Origin of the sequence: Cellulophaga sp. 3_MG-2023, from assembly GCF_030546975.1 — a bacterium.
Lineage (GTDB): Bacteria > Bacteroidota > Bacteroidia > Flavobacteriales > Flavobacteriaceae > Cellulophaga.
Map to the genome: position 1 here is coordinate 24,066 of NZ_JAUOPS010000009.1, position 16,713 is coordinate 40,778.

The window sequence follows — 16,713 nt, forward strand, 5'->3', positions numbered from 1 at the left end:
AACGTTTTTAAAACGAAAAAGTAGTTGTTAACAACTACTTTTTCTTGTGTCGGTTAGCTCTTCTACGCTTCTTGCGCTTGTGAGTAGCTACCTTATGTCTTTTTCTTTTCTTACCACTAGGCATAAAATCTACTTTTTAATTAATATTATGTTTTATTTTACTTGTACGTTGCTCTTTACACCTTCAACAAAAACCTTTGCAGGCTTAAATGCAGGGATGTTATGAGCTGGTATTTTAATGGTAGTGTTTTTTGAAATATTTCTACCAGTTTTTTCTGCTCTTGTTTTAATAATAAAACTACCAAAACCTCTTAGGTAAACATTATCTCCATTCTCTAATGAAGTTTTAACCTCTTCCATAAAAGTTTCAACAGTAGCCTGTACATCTCCTTTTTCAATACCCAGTTTATCTGAGATTTTCGATACGATATCTGCTTTCGTCATTGTCAGTATATATTATGTCCTTGTTTTTTCGGGTTGCAAATATATAAATTAAATTTATTCTTTTACGTTAATAGACTTAATTTTAAGTATATAAACCTGTACTTTTGTTTATTATTATTTATTTGATGACTTTTTCCCAAAAAATTCTTGATTGGTACGCCTTAAATAAACGCTCTTTACCTTGGCGAAGCACTGTAAACCCTTATAAAATATGGCTTTCGGAAATTATGCTTCAACAAACAAGAGTTGCTCAAGGTACGTCTTATTATTTAAGTTTTGAAAAACATTTTCCCACAATTTTTGATTTAGCTAATGCTTCAGAGGAAAAAGTTTTAAAATTATGGCAAGGTTTGGGGTATTATTCAAGGGCAAGGAACCTTCATTTTACGGCAAAACACATTGTAAATAATTTAAATGGCGAGTTTCCTAATACATATAAGGAGTTAGTAAAACTAAAAGGAGTGGGTGATTATACTGCCAGTGCTATTGCATCTATTTCTTTTAATGAGCAACAAGCAGTTGTAGATGGTAATGTGTACAGAGTTTTGTCTAGATATTACGGTATAGATTTACCTATTAATAGTACGGAGGGGGTTAAATATTTTAAAACGTTGGCTACAGAAGTAATGCATTCCTCTAATATTAGAGATTACAATCAAGGTATAATGGAATTTGGAGCAATCCAATGTGTGCCTAAAAATCCAGATTGTAAAATATGTCCTTTAAATGATAGTTGCGTTGCATTAGAGAAGAACTTAATAGCCACTTTGCCAGTTAAACTAAAAAAGATTAAAGTTAAAAAGAGAAACTTTAATTATTTGGTCGTGGTTGATGCTGTAGGCAATACTTTATTACAGCAGCGTACAGGAAAAGGAATATGGCAAAATTTATATCAATTTCCTTTGTTGGAGGAGGAGGTTAATGAGGATGCAATATTAGAGTTATATAATAAGGTATTGCCTAAAATAGATGTAAATAGTGTTACCTTATATAATAAGGTAGCAATTGTGCATAAACTATCGCATCAGCATTTACATACACACTTTTGGGTGCTTCATACAGATGCTGTTTTAGAAGAAGGAATTCCTTTTTCTGAATTAGAAAAATATCCTGTACCTGTTTTAATAGCAGACTACATAAAAACATTGTAAATTTTTGTATTTTTGATTTTAATATAACAAAATTATGAGTGGTACGTTAAACAAAGTGATGCTAATTGGGCATTTAGGAGATGCAGTAAAAATGCACTATTTTGAAGGAGGAAACTGTATAGGAAGATTTCCTATTGCAACTAATGAGTCTTATACAAATAAGCAAACAGGAGAGCGTGTTACAAATACAGATTGGCACAATGTTGTAGTGCGTAATAAAGCCGCAGAAATATGCGAAAAGTATTTAAGCAAGGGAGATAAAATATACGTTGAGGGAAGATTAAAAAACCGTCAATGGCAAGCAGAAGATGGTACTACGCGTTATGCAACAGAGGTACACGTGCAAGATTTTACATTTTTATCTACTAAGCAAGAGAGTATGAATAATGCGCAAAATAATTCTGCACAACCAGCTCAGCAACAGCAAAGTCAAGCTGCGCCACAACAAAGTGCTCCTGTGCAACAAAATACTGCAGCTCCTAGTGAGCCTGTAGAAGATGACGATTTACCTTTTTAATACAACTAAATTATAATTATTGGACCCTGACCCCCTTATTTTACTGCTAAACGCAACTGTTTTTGATGGCGCCTTAATAACTAAGTTTATTGTGCTAGTTGTACTATTGCTGTTGTCTGCCTTAATTTCTGGTGCAGAGGTTGCATTTTTTGGTATGTCTGCAACAGACATTAATGCTATTGGAGAAGAGAAATCTGCAAAAGGAGAATCTGTAATAAAGTTATTGCAAAAACCTAAAAAATTGCTAGCAACTATTTTAATTGCTAATAATGCAATAAATATTGGCATTGTTTTATTATTTAGTGCCATTGGAGATGTTATTTTTTCTAGCATAACATATAAGGTTTTAGATGTTATTTCAGTTCGCTTTTTGTTAGAAGTTGTTTTGGCTACTTTTTTAATTTTAATGTTTGGGGAAATTATGCCTAAGGTATATGCAAACAGAAATAGGGTTCAGTTTTCTTATTTTATGGTATTTCCTTTGCGTTTTTTAGATGTAGTTTTTACACCTTTAAGCTCGCCAATGAGATCTGTAACCTTGTATTTGCATAATAAATTAGGAAAACAAAAATCTAGTTTAAGTGTAGATCATTTGTCGCAAGCTTTAGAAATGACATCTGAAGATGATACGACTAAAGAGGAACAGAAAATTTTAGAAGGTATAGTGTCTTTTGGTAATACAGATACTAAGCAAGTAATGAGGCCTAGAATAGATATTTTTGCCTTGGACGCAGAGCTTAAATTTTTAGAAGTTGTTGCTGAAATTAAGCAGAAAGGATATTCTAGAATTCCGGTTTTTGAAGAAAATGTAGATAATGTAAAAGGTGTGCTTTATGTTAAGGATTTACTACCTTATATAGATAGAAAAACATTTAACTGGGTAAGCTTATTAAGAGAGCCTTATTTTGTGCCAGAAAATAAAAAATTAGATGATTTGCTAAAAGAATTTCAAGAAAAGAAAAACCATTTAGCGGTTGTTGTAGATGAGTATGGTGGTACTTCTGGTATTGTTACTTTAGAAGATATTATTGAAGAGATAGTTGGTGATATAAGTGATGAATTTGATGATGAAGATTTAGTGTTTTCTAAAATTGATGACTTAACCTTTGTGTTTGATGGTAAAACAACTTTAAAAGAGTTTTATCGTGTAGCACGTATAACTGAAGATGAAGATGCTTTTGAAGAGCAAAAGGGAGAGTCTGAAACTATTGCTGGGTTTGTATTAGAAATAGCGGGCAGTTTTCCTAAACGAGGAGAAAAAGTTTTATTTAAAGATTATCAGTTTGTGGTAGAGAGTTTAGATAAAAAGAGGTTAAAACAAATAAAAGTAATGTTGCCAAATGATGCGTAAATATATTTTTTTAATAGTGATTTTTAGTGCTTTGGTGGTAAGTTGTAAAGAAGATACTTTGCCAAAACCAAAGGCAATGCTAAGGTTGGAGTATCCGGACAGTACTACTGTGAATTTTGTTGCAAGCAAATATTCTTTTGATTACAATGCGTTAGCAAAAATAAATAAGAAGAATGAGAGTGCGGTTACTGTAGAGTACCCAAGAATGAATGGGTCTATATTTTTAAGTTATAAACCTGTAGTTGGTAATTTAAACCAATTATTATCTGATGCGCAAAAACTTTCTTATGAGCATGCGGCAAAAGCAGATAATATATTAGAACAGCCTTTTGTTAATGAAGATGCAAAGGTTTACGGTATGTTTTACGATGTAAAAGGAGATGCAGCATCACAATCTCAGTTTTATGTAACAGATAGTACGGAGCATTTTTTAACAGGTTCTTTGTATTTTTCTGTTAAACCTAATTATGATTCTATTTTGCCTGCTGCTGTTTATTTGCAGGAAGATATTAGAAAAATTATGGAAACATTACGTTGGAAAAATTAACGTGTGTTTAAAGCTTACAAATTCAAAAAAAAAGCCAATGTCTGCTAGTAGATATTGGCTTTTTTAAATATTATTATAAGGGTGGTTTTCTTTATTCTGCTGCTTGCATATTTTCAACAGTATAAATATCTCCAGAAGCTGCAGATGTTACTGTTTTAGTTAAATCTTCTGTAGAAACAGAATTTTTATCATATTCTACAATAGCTAGTTCTTTATCAAAAGAAACAGTGGCAGATTTTACGCCTTCCATTTTAGCTAATTTTTTTTCAATTGTAGCGGCGCATCCAATTTGGCACGTCATTCCTTTAATTGTAAATTCAGCTTTACTAAACTCAGCATTATCAGCAAATACTTTTGTTTGTTCTTTAGCAACCGTATTGTTAACTGTAACAACTTCTGGCTCTTGCTTGTTTTCTTTGCAAGAAGCTAGTAGTGTTAAAGAGCCAATAAGAACTAGGCTAATATTTTTTATAAGTTTCATATTAATAGGTGTTATAGTAGGTTGCAAAAGTACTAATTTTTAATTTTTTAGTTCTTAAAATTGAAGTAGTTAATCTAAATAAAATCATAAAAAAAACTGCCTAAATTTAATCATACAGGAATGATTAGTAAGTTTATTCTTGTTTTTAAATAAAAATAAACCTACGTTTGTACTGTTATTAATAAAAAAATATATTATATGAAAAATTATTACTTTGGTCTGGTGGTCTTGCTTGTAGTCTTTTCTTCTTGTCAAGAAAAAGAAATAGATCAGGTAGATATTAATCTATCAGCAAAAGAGAGAATAAATCTTAAGGTTGAAGATTTGTTTTATAGGGCTAGCAATTCAACAGAATTGGAAAAATATAAAGAGTATGTCAAGAATGATAAACTAACAAAAGAACAAGCTTACACGTTTCTAGGTTTTAGTACTGAAGAATCTTTTTTGCAATTTTCTTCAGAATTAAAAGCAGATTTAAAAGAGTATAGTTATGATTCTGGTCTAAATATGAAAGAAATCGAAATGGAGTTGGTTGCTGATTATTCGCAAAATCAAAATGCAAGTAAGAGTAAATTTTGGTGTATGGAATTATGTGATTTAAGGGGCTTGAGAGATAGCATTCAAGCAACAGCTATGTTTGTTGGGAATCCATATGTTGCGTTAATATTTCTTGTTAATAGTGCGATAAACAATGCTGATTGTAAACCAAATTGTTTAAAATAAGTTTTTTTTAAAAAAAATATAATGAAAAAATCAAGGCCCAAAATATTACTCTATTTTGAGATTATAGCTATGTTAATATTGTGTTATTTAAGTTATGCTAAAATAATAGAGGAGTGGCAATTTTACTTTATAGTAACAGGTTATATGATTATTGCATACTTACATTGGTTTTTTGTAGTATCTAAAAATAAAAAAGAAGAAGACTAGTCAGGTTTACAGAAGGTGTTACTATCCTGGCATGTTAAAAAAATATAAAAGCCCCCTAAAAATTTAATTTTTAGGGGGCTTTTTTTTGTTCTTTCGTTAATTTAAAACTACTTACTTAAAATCTTCAGCAGTAACACCTTCGTTAACTTTTATTTCAGTTACGTTAAAGTCAAACTTTTGTGGTCCCATTGCTTGTTTCCAAACAAAAGGAAATTGTATTCCAGAAACTTCTTTGTAATCTGTGTAACTAATAGTAGCGCTACCTTGTGGGGTTGTTGTAATATCTGCAATTTTTAATCCCGTTTTGGTATTGTAAGCAGCAGACTTGGTGTCGGTAAACTTAATAACATAGGCTTTAGTTCCGTCAAAATCTTCTATGCCAGTTAGTGTTGCGCCTCCATTTAAGAAATTAAGTTCAGGAAAAGGAGCAGATTCTGCTTTAATGGCAGACAGTTGAGCTTCTTGCATATCCATTTTACGACCTTGAACAATCATAAATCCACTATCGCCATCTAATACTTGTTTGCTTACGGAGTTGCCCATCATGCTAACATTTTGCATAAATTGGTTGCTAGTAGTTTTTTTCATTTCTAGCAGTAACTCTTGTCCTTGTACTGTTGCTTTAGCTTGTATGTAGCTAGATGTAACGCTTTCTAATTTGGCTTTACCACCAATTGCAGCTACATAATCTGCTAATACTTTGTTTGCATCTACACCTTCAGGAATAGCAATATCATATTTAGGCTTTTCAACAGCGTTGCCATATCTATCATAATATTTAACGGGTACAGATTGGCCTTTAAAAGTAACTTTTTCTAGGTTTTCTAAAACGTCACTTCCTTTACCAGTAACAACTATACGTGCGTTAGAAGATTTAAAGTATTTTTTAGCAGCGTTCTCTACATCTGCAATAGTTATAGCGTTAACTTTCTCTAAATAAGTTTTGTAGTAGTCTTTGTCTAGACCTTCAGTTTCTATGTTAAGGGCATAGTTGGCTATTGTGCTAGGTTTTTCTAAAGCCATAATAAAGTTGCCTATGTAAGCTGCTTTAGCTGCGCTTAACTCTTTTTCAGAAACTGGAGTAGATGCTATTTTATCAATTTCAGATAAAATTTGTACTACAGCACTATCAGTAACGGCATTACGTACACTTGCGTAAGCTCTAAATCTAGATACAGAATTTTTATCATTTCCAATACTAGAGTAAGATCCGTAAGTATAAGCTTTATCTTCTCTAAGATTTAAAAATAATCTTGCAGATCCGCCACCACCTAATATACGGTTTGCCATCAAGGCAGCAAGGTAATCAGGATCACTCTTTTTAAGATTTACTAAGTTTTCTACAGCTATCTCAGACTGTACAGCATTAGGAGCGTCTATAAAATTAATTTGTGTGTATTGTACATCTTTAGGTGTAGCTAAAGAAAAAGAAGGAGGAGTTGCTTTTGTCCAGGCAACAAAGTTTTCTTTTACTAATTTTTTAGCCTCTTTGTATTCTACATCACCAATTATAACCATATATGCATTGGCGGGTACAAAATAGTCGTTATAAAACTGCTTTACATCTTGCAAAGAAATATTATTAATTGTCTCTTCTGTTACTTGCTCTCCATACGGGTGTTTTTGTCCGTAAGCTAAAGTACTTTGTACTTTACTAGCAATATTAGATACATTTTTTTCATCTGCTTTTAGGCCGGTTAAAATCTTTTCTTTTTCCTTGTCAAATTCTTCTTGTGTAAAGTTTGGATTAATACTAGCATCTGCTAATAACTCTACAATTCTAGGGAAATATTTAGATAATGCAAATGCAGAAGCACTTTCAGATCCAAAAGCCATACTTGCGCCCATAAAGTCTAACTCCTCATTAAAATCATCTTTAGAGATAGATGTAGATCCGTTGCCTAATAAGCTAGATACAAAAGAACTAACACCAGCTTTGTTACCTTCTGCAACAGGTGGGTTGTCTATAATTAATTGTATAGATACTCTTGGTAATTTATGGTTTTCAACTACTAAAACTTTTAATCCGTTTTTAAGTTCAAAACGTTGTGGTTCAGATAAATTTATTTCTGGTAGTGGACCAGCCTCTGGCATTTTACTACGGTCTACTTGTGCTTGTAGGTTAAAAGCTATTAATGCTATAACCAATAAAGAATATATTTTTTTCATTTTCTTAGTTTTCAGGTTTTGCAACAGGTAAATATTCTAATTCTACGCGTTGGTTAGGCTTAAGGTATTTGTTGGCTACAGTTTTAATGTCTTCTCTTGTAATAGCTTTGTAAATTTCTATTTCAGTATTAATTAAATTTGTGTTGCCGTATAACATATAGTTTCTTGCTAAAGAGTTAGCAATACCTTCTACGCCGCTGTTAGAGTTAACAAAGTTATTTTCAAACTTGTTTTGTAGTTTTTGGTAATCTTTCTCAGAAATTAATTCGGTTTGTAATTTTGCAATTTCTTTATCAAACTCAACAATTAAATCATTTAAAGAGGTTTTTCCTAAAGGTAGAGCACCTATTATGTAAGAGCCATAATCTTCTTGAGAATTGTTAAAAGCAAAAACTTGTAACGCCATTTTTTTGTCATCTACCAAGCTCTTGTATAGTTTAGAGCTTTTTCCGCTAGTTAGGTATGTAGATATCATATCTAATACGTATGCATCTTTTTCTGTGTTAGCAGGGGTTCTGTAAGCAGTAAAGATTGCAGGAATTTGTATGTTTGGATCGTTGTAAGTAGCCTTAATAGTCTTTGTAATAGGCTCCTCTGTAAACTTATTCCTTTTTATTTCTTTACCTCTTGGAATAGGTCCAAAATAATCTTGAATCATTTTTTTAGTACTAGCAACTTCAAAATCACCTGCTACTACTAAAACAGCATTGTTAGGTACGTAGTAAATTTTATTAAAATCTTTAAAATCTTCTAATGTAGCGTTGGCTAAGTGCTCTAAAGATCCAATAGTTTGCCATTTGTAAGGGTGATTTTTAAATAGGTTTATGCCAATTTGTTCTTGAAATTTACCGTAAGGTGAATTGTCTACACGCATACGCTTTTCTTCTTGTACAACCTCTTTTTGTGTATCTACACCTATTTGATTAATTACTGGATGCATTAATCTTTCAGATTCTAGCCATAATCCTAATTCTAATTTGTTAGAAGGAAAAACTTCGTAGTAGTATGTACGGTCTTGTGTTGTGTTTGCATTGTTAGTTCCTCCGTTAGATGAAACTATTTCAAACCACTTGCCACGCTCTATGTTCTTTGTTCCTTCAAAAAGTAAATGCTCAAAAAAATGTGCAAAACCTGTTTTTTCTGGATTTTCATCTTTGGCACCTACGTGGTACATAACAGAAGTTGTTACAATAGGAGCTGTGTTGTCTTGATGCAAAATAACGTGCATGCCGTTATCAAGATCATATTCTTCAAAAGCAACTTGCTGTGCTTGCATCGTAAACGCTGCACAGAAAAGAGTTGCGGATAGGAATAAATTTCTTTTCATTTTTAATAGTGTTTTATTTAGTTAAATCATAAGTCTAAAATTACTGGATTTGTTACATATTTAGATGAAAAAAATAGAAAAAAAGAAGAAAATACTTTCAACATTTGGTTTTAAAGCCTTCAAAAGATGCAAAAAACAGTTTTAAAATACGGAGATTATTAGAGGTTAATAGTGTGCTGTCTTTTTTTTATAAAATAGCTTGTAAGTTAAGGAATTAGCAGTATATTTGCATCCGCTTATTTAGGTAGGCAAGTTCATTAAATTAAACATAATTAATTAATACACAAGCTATGTATGCAATTGTAGAGATAGCAGGGCAGCAATTTAAAGTTGCGAAAGATCAAAAAGTGTATGTTCACCGTTTACAAACTGAAGAAGGTCAAAAGGTAACTTTTGATAACGTTCTTTTGTTAGAGAATGGAAAGGACATTACTATTGGCGCCCCAGCTATAGACGGAGCCGCTGTTGAGGCAAAAGTCGTGAAGCACCTTAAAGGTGACAAAGTTATCGTCTTTAAAAAGAAAAGACGTAAAGGGTATAAAGTGAAAAATGGTCACCGTCAGTATTTAACGGAGATTGTTATTGAAAACATTTTAGCCTCTGGTGCAAAGAAAGCTGCACCAAAGAAAGAAGCTGCTCCTAAAGCAGAAGCTAAAAAAGCTGCACCAAAGAAATCTGCAAAAGCAGACGATTTGAAAAAGGTTGAAGGAATTGGACCTAAAATTGCAGAAACATTAGCTGCGGCAGGAATATCAACTTTTGCTGAATTAGCAAAAACTGATGCTGCTAAAATTTCTGAAATCATTGCAGACGTTCGTGGTAACCACGTAACTGATACATGGCCAGCACAAGCTAAATTAGCTGCTGACGGTAAATGGGATGAGTTAAAGAAATGGCAAGATGAATTAGACGGTGGTAAAGCATAATTGCATTATCATTTAAGTATAACAAAATAAAACCTAGAAATTATGGCACATAAGAAAGGTGTTGGTAGTTCGAAAAACGGTAGAGAATCAGAATCGAAACGTTTAGGAGTTAAAATTTTTGGTGGTCAAGCAGCTATCGCAGGAAATATTCTTGTAAGACAGCGTGGTACTAAGCATAATCCAGGAGATAATGTTTATGCTGGTAAAGACCATACTTTACATGCCAAAGTAGATGGTATTGTAAAGTTTCAGAAAAAAGCAGGTGGTAAGTCTTATGTCTCTGTAGAGGCGTTTGAAGCTTAAGAAACTAGCTTAAAATTCTATAAATAGCTCTTCCTTACAAAGGAAGGGCTTTTTGTGTTTTTAATATTTATTAGATTTTTTGCGTGCTTTAAGTTTAATTAAGCTTAAGCGGTGAGTAGTTTTTTATATTAAATAAGAATAAAAAAGGGGTAACATAAAATGTTACCCCTTTTTAAATTTAAGTGTGGTTATACTACCATTTCTGGTTTCTAAAATTTTTAAGCTTTGCAAACTCTACTGTATTTGCTAGGTATTGCTCTAAGTCGTATTTAGGTATGGGTAAAATACTTTCTAGTAAAGATGTGTCCCATTCATATGGTTTAGACGTTAAATAGGGGTTTAAGTGTACGCCAATAGTCTCGTAGTAAAATTGTTCTAATTTAGATTCAAAACCTGCTGCTTTGGTAATAATATCTTGTGTAATATTGTACGAGGTAAAATCTACCGTATCTAAAATTTTAGAAATACCGTTGCTAATGTTAGTTGCTTTGTTGTGTACAATATTTAATTGTTTTACATCAGTGTCAAAAACCTTCACAATAACTTTGGCGGCGTAATCTGTAGGTATAATGTTAAGTCCGCTATCTGCATTTGCAGTAATTCTTATGTGCTCCTTTGATGGGGTGTTGTAAAAGAACTTAGCAAATAGGTAAAACACCATATACTTAGAGATGAAGTAGCTTGGATTGTCTATAGCATTACCGCCTAGAACACTGGGTCTTAGTATTTGTAATGGTATGCTGTTTTTTTTGCTTGCTTCAGTTAAAAATTTTTCTGATGCGTGTTTAGAAGCTTCGTAGAAATTACGGTAGGTTCCGCCTTCAATTTTTATATAATCATCACCTATAATTCCACCTAAATCACCAATAGAAAAAGCGGTACTTATGTATATAAATTTTTTTAAGTATGGTAAATATGCGTTGTAAATAGACTTGGTAAAGTTAAAATTTTCTTCAAAAATTTCATCTTTATTCGCAGGGTCTACAGATAAGTTTACAAAGCCAGCGGAGTGTATAAAAAAATACTTTTCTTGTTGGTTTAAATAGGTATTTGGTTTTAAAATGTCTGATGCGTCAATAACCTTAATTTTAGAGACAACAGCTTCTAAATTATCTTTTATAAACTGTGGAGCATATTCGCTCTTTAGCATATTAGTTACTCTTTCTAATGGAGCGGTTAAACCTTTTTTACGAACCAATAGATACACCTTATTAATTTGGTTGTATTTTGTTTCAAAAAGAGTGTGTAAAACTTTAGAGCCTAAGGTACCTGTTGCTCCTGTTAAGATAATATTCATTACTGTTATTGTGTAAGTAAGGTTTGTGTATAAAAAAGCTCTTTTCCAAATAGATTTATATATAGGAAAAGAGCTAAGTTATTTTATAGTGCTAAAAAATTAGTATCTGTAATGTTCTGGCTTGTATGGGCCTTCTACTGTTACACCAATATAACTAGCCTGATCTTCTTTTAACTCAGTAAGTTCAACGCCAATTTTAGCTAAGTGTAATTTGGCTACTTTTTCGTCTAAAGCTTTTGGTAGCATATAAACATCGTTTCCGTATGCTTCTTTGTTGTTCCAAAGTTCTATTTGAGCTAAAGTTTGGTTTGTAAAAGAGTTACTCATTACAAAACTAGGATGTCCTGTAGCGCAACCTAAGTTTACCAAACGACCTTCTGCTAAAAGAATAATGTCTTTACCGTTTATAGTGTATTTATCAACCTGTGGCTTAATTGTGTTTTTGGTATCACCGTGCTTCTCGTTTAGCCATCCAACTTGGATTTCGTTATCAAAGTGACCAATGTTACAAACAATAGTTTTGTCTTTCATAGCCTCAAAATGCTCAGCACGTACAATATCTTTGTTACCAGTTGTTGTAATAATAATGTCAGCATTACCAACAACAGTCTCTAGTCTTTTTACTTCAAAACCGTCCATTGCAGCTTGTAATGCACAAATTGGATCAATTTCTGTAACTGTTACTATAGAGCCTGCGCCTTTAAAAGAGGCAGCAGTACCTTTACCAACATCACCATAACCACAAACAACAACACGCTTACCAGCTAACATAACATCTGTAGCTCTACGTATAGCATCTACAGCAGATTCTTTACAACCGTATTTGTTATCAAATTTAGATTTAGTAACAGAATCATTTACGTTAATTGCAGGCATTGGTAATGTACCATTTTTAACACGCTCGTAAAGTCTGTGTACACCAGTTGTAGTTTCTTCAGATAAACCATTAATTCCTTCTGCTAACTCTGGATATTTATCTAAAACCATATTAGTTAAATCTCCACCATCATCCAATATCATATTTAAAGGCTTGCGATCTTCGCCAAAAAATAAAGTTTGTTCTATACACCAGTCAAACTCTTCTTCTGTCATATCTTTCCAAGCATAAACAGCAGTTCCTGCAGCAGCAATTGCAGCGGCAGCTTGGTCTTGAGTAGAAAAAATGTTACATGAACTCCAAGTAACCTCTGCTCCTAAAGCTTGTAAAGTTTCTATTAAAACGGCAGTTTGTATTGTCATATGCAAGCAACCTGCAATTCTAGCACCTTTAAGAGGCTGAGAATCTTTGTACTCTTCTCTTAAAGACATTAAACCTGGCATTTCTGCTTCAGCTAATTCAATTTCTTTTCTTCCCCAATCTGCTAGAGAAATATCTTTTACCTTATTTGGTACGTAAGCAACTGTATTTGAGCTCATTTTTTCTTTTTTTCGTATTTTTAATAAAAAGAAACACTTTGGCGTAGCGTTTTAAATAGTTAAATTCGCTTACCAATACTATTTCATTTGCCTTAAGCAGTGCAAAGATACTAATATCTTAAATAATGCTATGCCTCTTTACAAAACTATAACAGTAAACAATACCACAAAACTCTACATTTGGAAAATAGAAGAGTCTGAGGCGGAATTAGCTGATCCAATTGCACTTACAGATCATTGTCAAAATAGATTAAGTGGAATGAAATCTGATATGCATAGAAAAGGTTTTTTAAGTATTAGGCATTTGCTTAAACAAGCTGGTTATACAGATTTTGATTTGAGATATGATGAGGTAGGAAAACCACATCTAAAAGACGGTAATTTTATATCAATAACACATTCTCATCACTTTACAGGCATTATTATTAGTGAGGTAGAAGAGGTTGGTATTGATATAGAAATGCAGCGTGATAAAATTTTAAAAATAGCGCATAAATTTACTCCAATTGAAGAATATAAAACCATAGCCAATGTATCTGCTTTACTGCAAAAGTTAACTGTAGTTTGGGGAGCAAAAGAATCGCTTTATAAAATTTATGCACAAAAAGGATTAAGTTTTTTACATCATATAAATGTAAAAGATTTTACGTTTGCAGATGAGCAAACAACAGCAGAGATTTTATACCAAGGAGCATCTTCATTTTACAATGTAGCTTTTTTAGAATTTGAGGGTTTTACTTGTGTTTATGCATTAAAAACAACATAGGCTTACTAATTTATTACTAATAATTTACAATGAATATTTCTGTAGAACTTACATTTTCACCGCTTCAAGATACGTTTGAAGAGCATATAATTAATTTTATTAAAAAACTAAGAGCATCTGAATTAACAATTTTAGAAAACCCATTAAGTACCCAAGTTTATGGAGATTATGATGAGGTAATGCAGGTTTTAAACACAGAAATTAAAGAAGCATTTGATTTAATGGATAAAGGATTGCTTTTTATGAAAATTGTAAAATCTGACAGAAGCGATTATGAGCCACATTTTTGATTGGATTTTTGCGCAGTATAATGGCGTGCCAACACATTTAATAGTTTTAGAATCTATTGGTGTTTTGTTTGGGTTGCTAAGTGTTATTTACTCTAAAAGAGAAAACATATTGGTTTTTCCAACAGGTATTATTAGCACCGCTATTTTTGTGTATATATTACTAGTGTATGGACTGTTGGGTGATATGATGATAAATGCATATTATTTTTCTATGAGTATCTATGGTTGGTACATTTGGACAAGAAAAGTAGATGCTAATCATTTTATACCAATAACCACAATTACAGTTAAAGATAAAAAATGGTCCGTATTTTTATTTGTATTTACTGTTGTGTTTGTAGCCTTAATTTATTTATTTTTTGATAAATTTAATAGCTGGACCGCTTATGTAGACACATTTACTACAGCAATTTTCTTTGTGGGTATGTGGTTAATGGCAAAAAAGAAGATAGAAAACTGGATATATTGGATTATAGGAGATATAATTTCTGTTCCATTGTATCTTTATAAAGGGCTTGTTTTTACGGCCTTACAATATTTTGTTTTTACAGGAGTAGCAATTTTAGGATATTTAGCATGGAAGAAAAGTATAGGCAAAAGCCCAAAGACGTTATTAAAGTAGTTTTGTTTGGGCCAGAGTCTACTGGTAAAACAACGCTGTCAGAACAATTAGCAAGGCATTACCATTCTGTTTGGGTCCCAGAGTATGCTAGGGAGTATTTGCAAGATAAATGGAACAACGAACGTAAAACCTGTGAACCCAAAGACCTTTTGCCAATTGCAGAAGGACAAATGAGAATTGAGAACAGCCTAGCTGAAAAAGCAACAGGTGTTCTTATTTGTGATACAGATTTGTTAGAAACAAAAGTATACTCAGAAGCCTATTACATTGGCACTTGTGATCCTGTTTTAGAAAAATACGCCTTAGAAAATACGTACGATTTATACTTTTTAACGTATATAGACGTTCCTTGGGAGGCAGATGATTTAAGGGATAAGCCAGGAGAGCGCCAAGAAATGTTTAATTTTTTTGAGCAAACATTGCTAAAGTATAACAGGAATTTTATTACTTTAAGGGGCGGTAAGGCAGAAAGACTAGCTACAGCAGTAGCAGCAATAGACAAAATATTAAAAAATAGATGAATTTTACAGATATAGATTTACAGCAATTTGCAGCAAAAGGAATTACCAACGAAAAGGTTTTAGGTCAAATAGAAACTTTTAAAGAGGGGATACCTTTTGTAAATTTATCTAAAGCAGCCGTTGTGGGTGATGGTATCTTAAAATTTACAACAGATGAAGAGCAGCAATTAATTTCTTTATTTGAAAAAGAACGTAAAGCTAAAGAATTGCTGAAATTTACGCCTGCCTCTGGTGCGGCAACACGTATGTTTAAGGCTTTGTTTGCTTTTTTAGAAGTATATACCCCTAAAAAACAATCATTACAAGAGTATATAAATACATCAGAAGATGGTGCTGTTAAGGCTTTTACAGAAGGGTTAAAGAGTTTCCCTTTTTATGATGATGTAAAACAGCGTATAGGGTCTAATTTTTCTTCTACAGGTGAGGAGGTTTATGCTTTTGTAAGTGAGTTGCTTTCTGATGAAAAATTAAATTATGGTTTTTATCCTAAAGGTTTATTGCCTTTTCATAACTATAAAGACCAAATTGTGACTCCTTTTTATGAGCATTTGAGAGAAGCCGCTTTATACGCTGCTACGGATAATAAAGCAAAACTACACTTTACAATATCTGAACAACACCAACAAATGTTTTTAGATAAGGAAGAGCAAGTCTTGGGTAAAGTGAATAAAGAAACAGGAGTTAGCTTTAGTGTGGACTATTCTTTTCAGAAAAAAGAAACAGATACTATTGCTGTAGATATGAGTAACAAGCCTTTTAGGCTTAAAAACGGAAGTTTGTTATTTAGACCCGGAGGACACGGAGCCTTAATAGAAAACTTAAACGATAAAACAGCAGATGTTATTTTTATTAAAAATATAGATAATATAGTTGTTGAGGAGCATTTAGAAACGATAGCTAACAGCAAAAAAATGTTAGCAGGTTTTTTATTAAAAGTACAGAACAAAGCTTTTAAATATGCATCAATTTTGGATAATAATGATATTGATGACGAGTTAATTAATGAAATTAGATTATTTTTAAAGGAAGAGCTAAATGTCAGGTTCAAAAATGGTTTTATTCATTTAGGAAAAAAAGATCAAATAGCACTTTTAAAAGATTATATAAATAGGCCAATAAGGGTTTGTGGTATGGTTAAAAATCTAGGTGATCCAGGAGGCGGACCTTTTTGGATTAAAGATTATCAAGAAAACGTGTCTTTGCAAATAGTTGAATCTGCACAGATAGACACTTCTAATTACAACCAAGCCAAAATATTGCAAAATGCAACACATTTTAATCCTGTAGATTTAGTTTGTGGTGTTAAAAATTACAAAGGAGAAAAATATAATTTGTTAGACTTTGTAAATGAAAAGCAAGGATTTATTACAGAAAAGACAAAAGAAGGAAGGCCTGTAAAGGCCTTAGAGTTGCCTGGTCTTTGGAACGGAGCAATGGCATATTGGAACACAATTTTTGTAGAGGTGCCAAGTATTACTTTTAATCCGGTAAAAACAGTAAACGATTTACTTAAATCTGCTCACCAACCTAAATAGTTATATGTTTTCCTATATTTATTAATTTTATTAACAAATACAGGAAAATATGGGTTTTGTGTAAAATGTCTTAGTATTATGCTGTTGTATGTGTTTAAACTAGCTGTAAATACTCCCAAT

19 protein-coding genes are annotated in these 16,713 nt (G+C 32.3%); 13 read left to right on the top strand and 6 right to left on the bottom strand.

The window, feature by feature from the left end:
* Positions 1 to 153: 153 nt before the first annotated feature.
* Positions 154 to 444 (bottom strand): HU family DNA-binding protein, encoded by a 291-nt coding sequence (locus Q4487_RS16205; protein WP_013620605.1) that lies wholly within the window; start codon positions 442 to 444, stop codon positions 154 to 156.
* 125 nt (positions 445 to 569) lie between these two features.
* On the opposite strand from Q4487_RS16205, the gene mutY reads away from it, so the two are divergent.
* From mutY to gldD, 4 genes are read left to right on the top strand one after another with little or no spacing between them, the layout of a single operon-like run.
* Positions 570 to 1,595 (top strand): A/G-specific adenine glycosylase, encoded by a 1,026-nt coding sequence (gene mutY, locus Q4487_RS16210; protein ID WP_303545174.1) that lies wholly within the window; start codon positions 570 to 572, stop codon positions 1,593 to 1,595.
* 34 nt (positions 1,596 to 1,629) lie between these two features.
* Positions 1,630 to 2,112, top strand: a complete 483-nt coding sequence (locus Q4487_RS16215; RefSeq protein WP_100894685.1) for a single-stranded DNA-binding protein — start codon at positions 1,630 to 1,632, stop codon at positions 2,110 to 2,112.
* A gap of 19 nt (positions 2,113 to 2,131) precedes the next feature.
* On the top strand, positions 2,132 to 3,463 hold the full coding sequence (locus Q4487_RS16220; RefSeq protein ID WP_303545180.1) for a gliding motility-associated protein GldE: 1,332 nt from the start codon (positions 2,132 to 2,134) through the stop codon (positions 3,461 to 3,463).
* Complete coding sequence (gene gldD / locus Q4487_RS16225; protein WP_303545183.1) at positions 3,453 to 4,010, top strand: gliding motility lipoprotein GldD; 558 nt, start codon at positions 3,453 to 3,455, stop codon at positions 4,008 to 4,010. Before Q4487_RS16220 ends, gldD begins: the two co-directional genes overlap by 11 nt.
* 91 nt (positions 4,011 to 4,101) lie before the next feature.
* Here gldD and Q4487_RS16230 read toward each other — a convergent pair whose 3' ends face one another.
* Positions 4,102 to 4,491 carry a heavy-metal-associated domain-containing protein gene (locus Q4487_RS16230; RefSeq protein ID WP_303545186.1) on the bottom strand — a complete coding sequence of 130 codons (390 nt, stop codon included), beginning with the start codon at positions 4,489 to 4,491 and terminating at the stop codon, positions 4,102 to 4,104.
* A gap of 198 nt (positions 4,492 to 4,689) precedes the next feature.
* On the opposite strand from Q4487_RS16230, the gene Q4487_RS16235 reads away from it, so the two are divergent.
* Positions 4,690 to 5,214, top strand: coding sequence for a hypothetical protein (locus Q4487_RS16235; protein WP_303545189.1), 525 nt, complete (start codon positions 4,690 to 4,692; stop codon positions 5,212 to 5,214).
* Positions 5,215 to 5,235: 21 nt separating this feature from the next.
* The gene (locus Q4487_RS16240) at positions 5,236 to 5,421 is read left to right on the top strand and encodes a hypothetical protein (RefSeq protein WP_303545192.1); all 186 of its coding nucleotides are present in this window, start codon (positions 5,236 to 5,238) and stop codon (positions 5,419 to 5,421) included.
* Between the two features lie 111 nt (positions 5,422 to 5,532).
* Here Q4487_RS16240 and Q4487_RS16245 read toward each other — a convergent pair whose 3' ends face one another.
* Positions 5,533 to 7,590, bottom strand: coding sequence for a pitrilysin family protein (locus Q4487_RS16245; protein ID WP_013620599.1), 2,058 nt, complete (start codon positions 7,588 to 7,590; stop codon positions 5,533 to 5,535).
* Between the two features lie 4 nt (positions 7,591 to 7,594).
* Entirely contained in the window at positions 7,595 to 8,917 is a 1,323-nt protein-coding gene (locus Q4487_RS16250; protein ID WP_303545195.1) for a pitrilysin family protein, read from the bottom strand.
* A gap of 290 nt (positions 8,918 to 9,207) precedes the next feature.
* Between Q4487_RS16250 and rplU the strand changes: the two genes are divergently transcribed.
* On the top strand, positions 9,208 to 9,843 hold the full coding sequence (gene rplU, locus Q4487_RS16255; protein WP_100894692.1) for a 50S ribosomal protein L21: 636 nt from the start codon (positions 9,208 to 9,210) through the stop codon (positions 9,841 to 9,843).
* 42 nt (positions 9,844 to 9,885) lie between these two features.
* Positions 9,886 to 10,146, top strand: coding sequence for a 50S ribosomal protein L27 (gene rpmA, locus Q4487_RS16260; RefSeq protein ID WP_100894693.1), 261 nt, complete (start codon positions 9,886 to 9,888; stop codon positions 10,144 to 10,146).
* Positions 10,147 to 10,339: 193 nt separating this feature from the next.
* On the opposite strand, the gene Q4487_RS16265 is transcribed toward rpmA, so the two are convergent.
* A complete protein-coding gene (locus Q4487_RS16265) occupies positions 10,340 to 11,443 on the bottom strand; it encodes an SDR family oxidoreductase (protein WP_303545200.1) in 1,104 nt (367 codons plus the stop codon).
* 99 nt (positions 11,444 to 11,542) lie between these two features.
* On the bottom strand, positions 11,543 to 12,859 hold the full coding sequence (gene ahcY / locus Q4487_RS16270) for an adenosylhomocysteinase (RefSeq protein WP_100894695.1): 1,317 nt from the start codon (positions 12,857 to 12,859) through the stop codon (positions 11,543 to 11,545).
* Between the two features lie 130 nt (positions 12,860 to 12,989).
* On the opposite strand from ahcY, the gene Q4487_RS16275 reads away from it, so the two are divergent.
* From Q4487_RS16275 to Q4487_RS16295, 5 genes are read left to right on the top strand one after another with little or no spacing between them, the layout of a single operon-like run.
* Positions 12,990 to 13,625: a 4'-phosphopantetheinyl transferase superfamily protein gene (locus Q4487_RS16275; protein WP_303545204.1), complete on the top strand. Its 636-nt coding sequence runs from the start codon at positions 12,990 to 12,992 to the stop codon at positions 13,623 to 13,625.
* Positions 13,626 to 13,654: 29 nt separating this feature from the next.
* Positions 13,655 to 13,915 (top strand): thiamine-binding protein, encoded by a 261-nt coding sequence (locus tag Q4487_RS16280; protein WP_303545207.1) that lies wholly within the window; start codon positions 13,655 to 13,657, stop codon positions 13,913 to 13,915.
* Positions 13,899 to 14,537: a nicotinamide riboside transporter PnuC gene (gene pnuC / locus Q4487_RS16285; RefSeq protein ID WP_303545210.1), complete on the top strand. Its 639-nt coding sequence runs from the start codon at positions 13,899 to 13,901 to the stop codon at positions 14,535 to 14,537. Before Q4487_RS16280 ends, pnuC begins: the two co-directional genes overlap by 17 nt.
* Positions 14,492 to 15,058 (top strand): ATP-binding protein, encoded by a 567-nt coding sequence (locus Q4487_RS16290; protein ID WP_303545213.1) that lies wholly within the window; start codon positions 14,492 to 14,494, stop codon positions 15,056 to 15,058. The genes pnuC and Q4487_RS16290 overlap by 46 nt, the downstream gene beginning before the upstream one ends.
* On the top strand, positions 15,055 to 16,593 hold the full coding sequence (locus tag Q4487_RS16295; protein ID WP_303545216.1) for a DUF4301 family protein: 1,539 nt from the start codon (positions 15,055 to 15,057) through the stop codon (positions 16,591 to 16,593). The genes Q4487_RS16290 and Q4487_RS16295 overlap by 4 nt, the downstream gene beginning before the upstream one ends.
* Positions 16,594 to 16,713 lie beyond the last annotated feature (120 nt).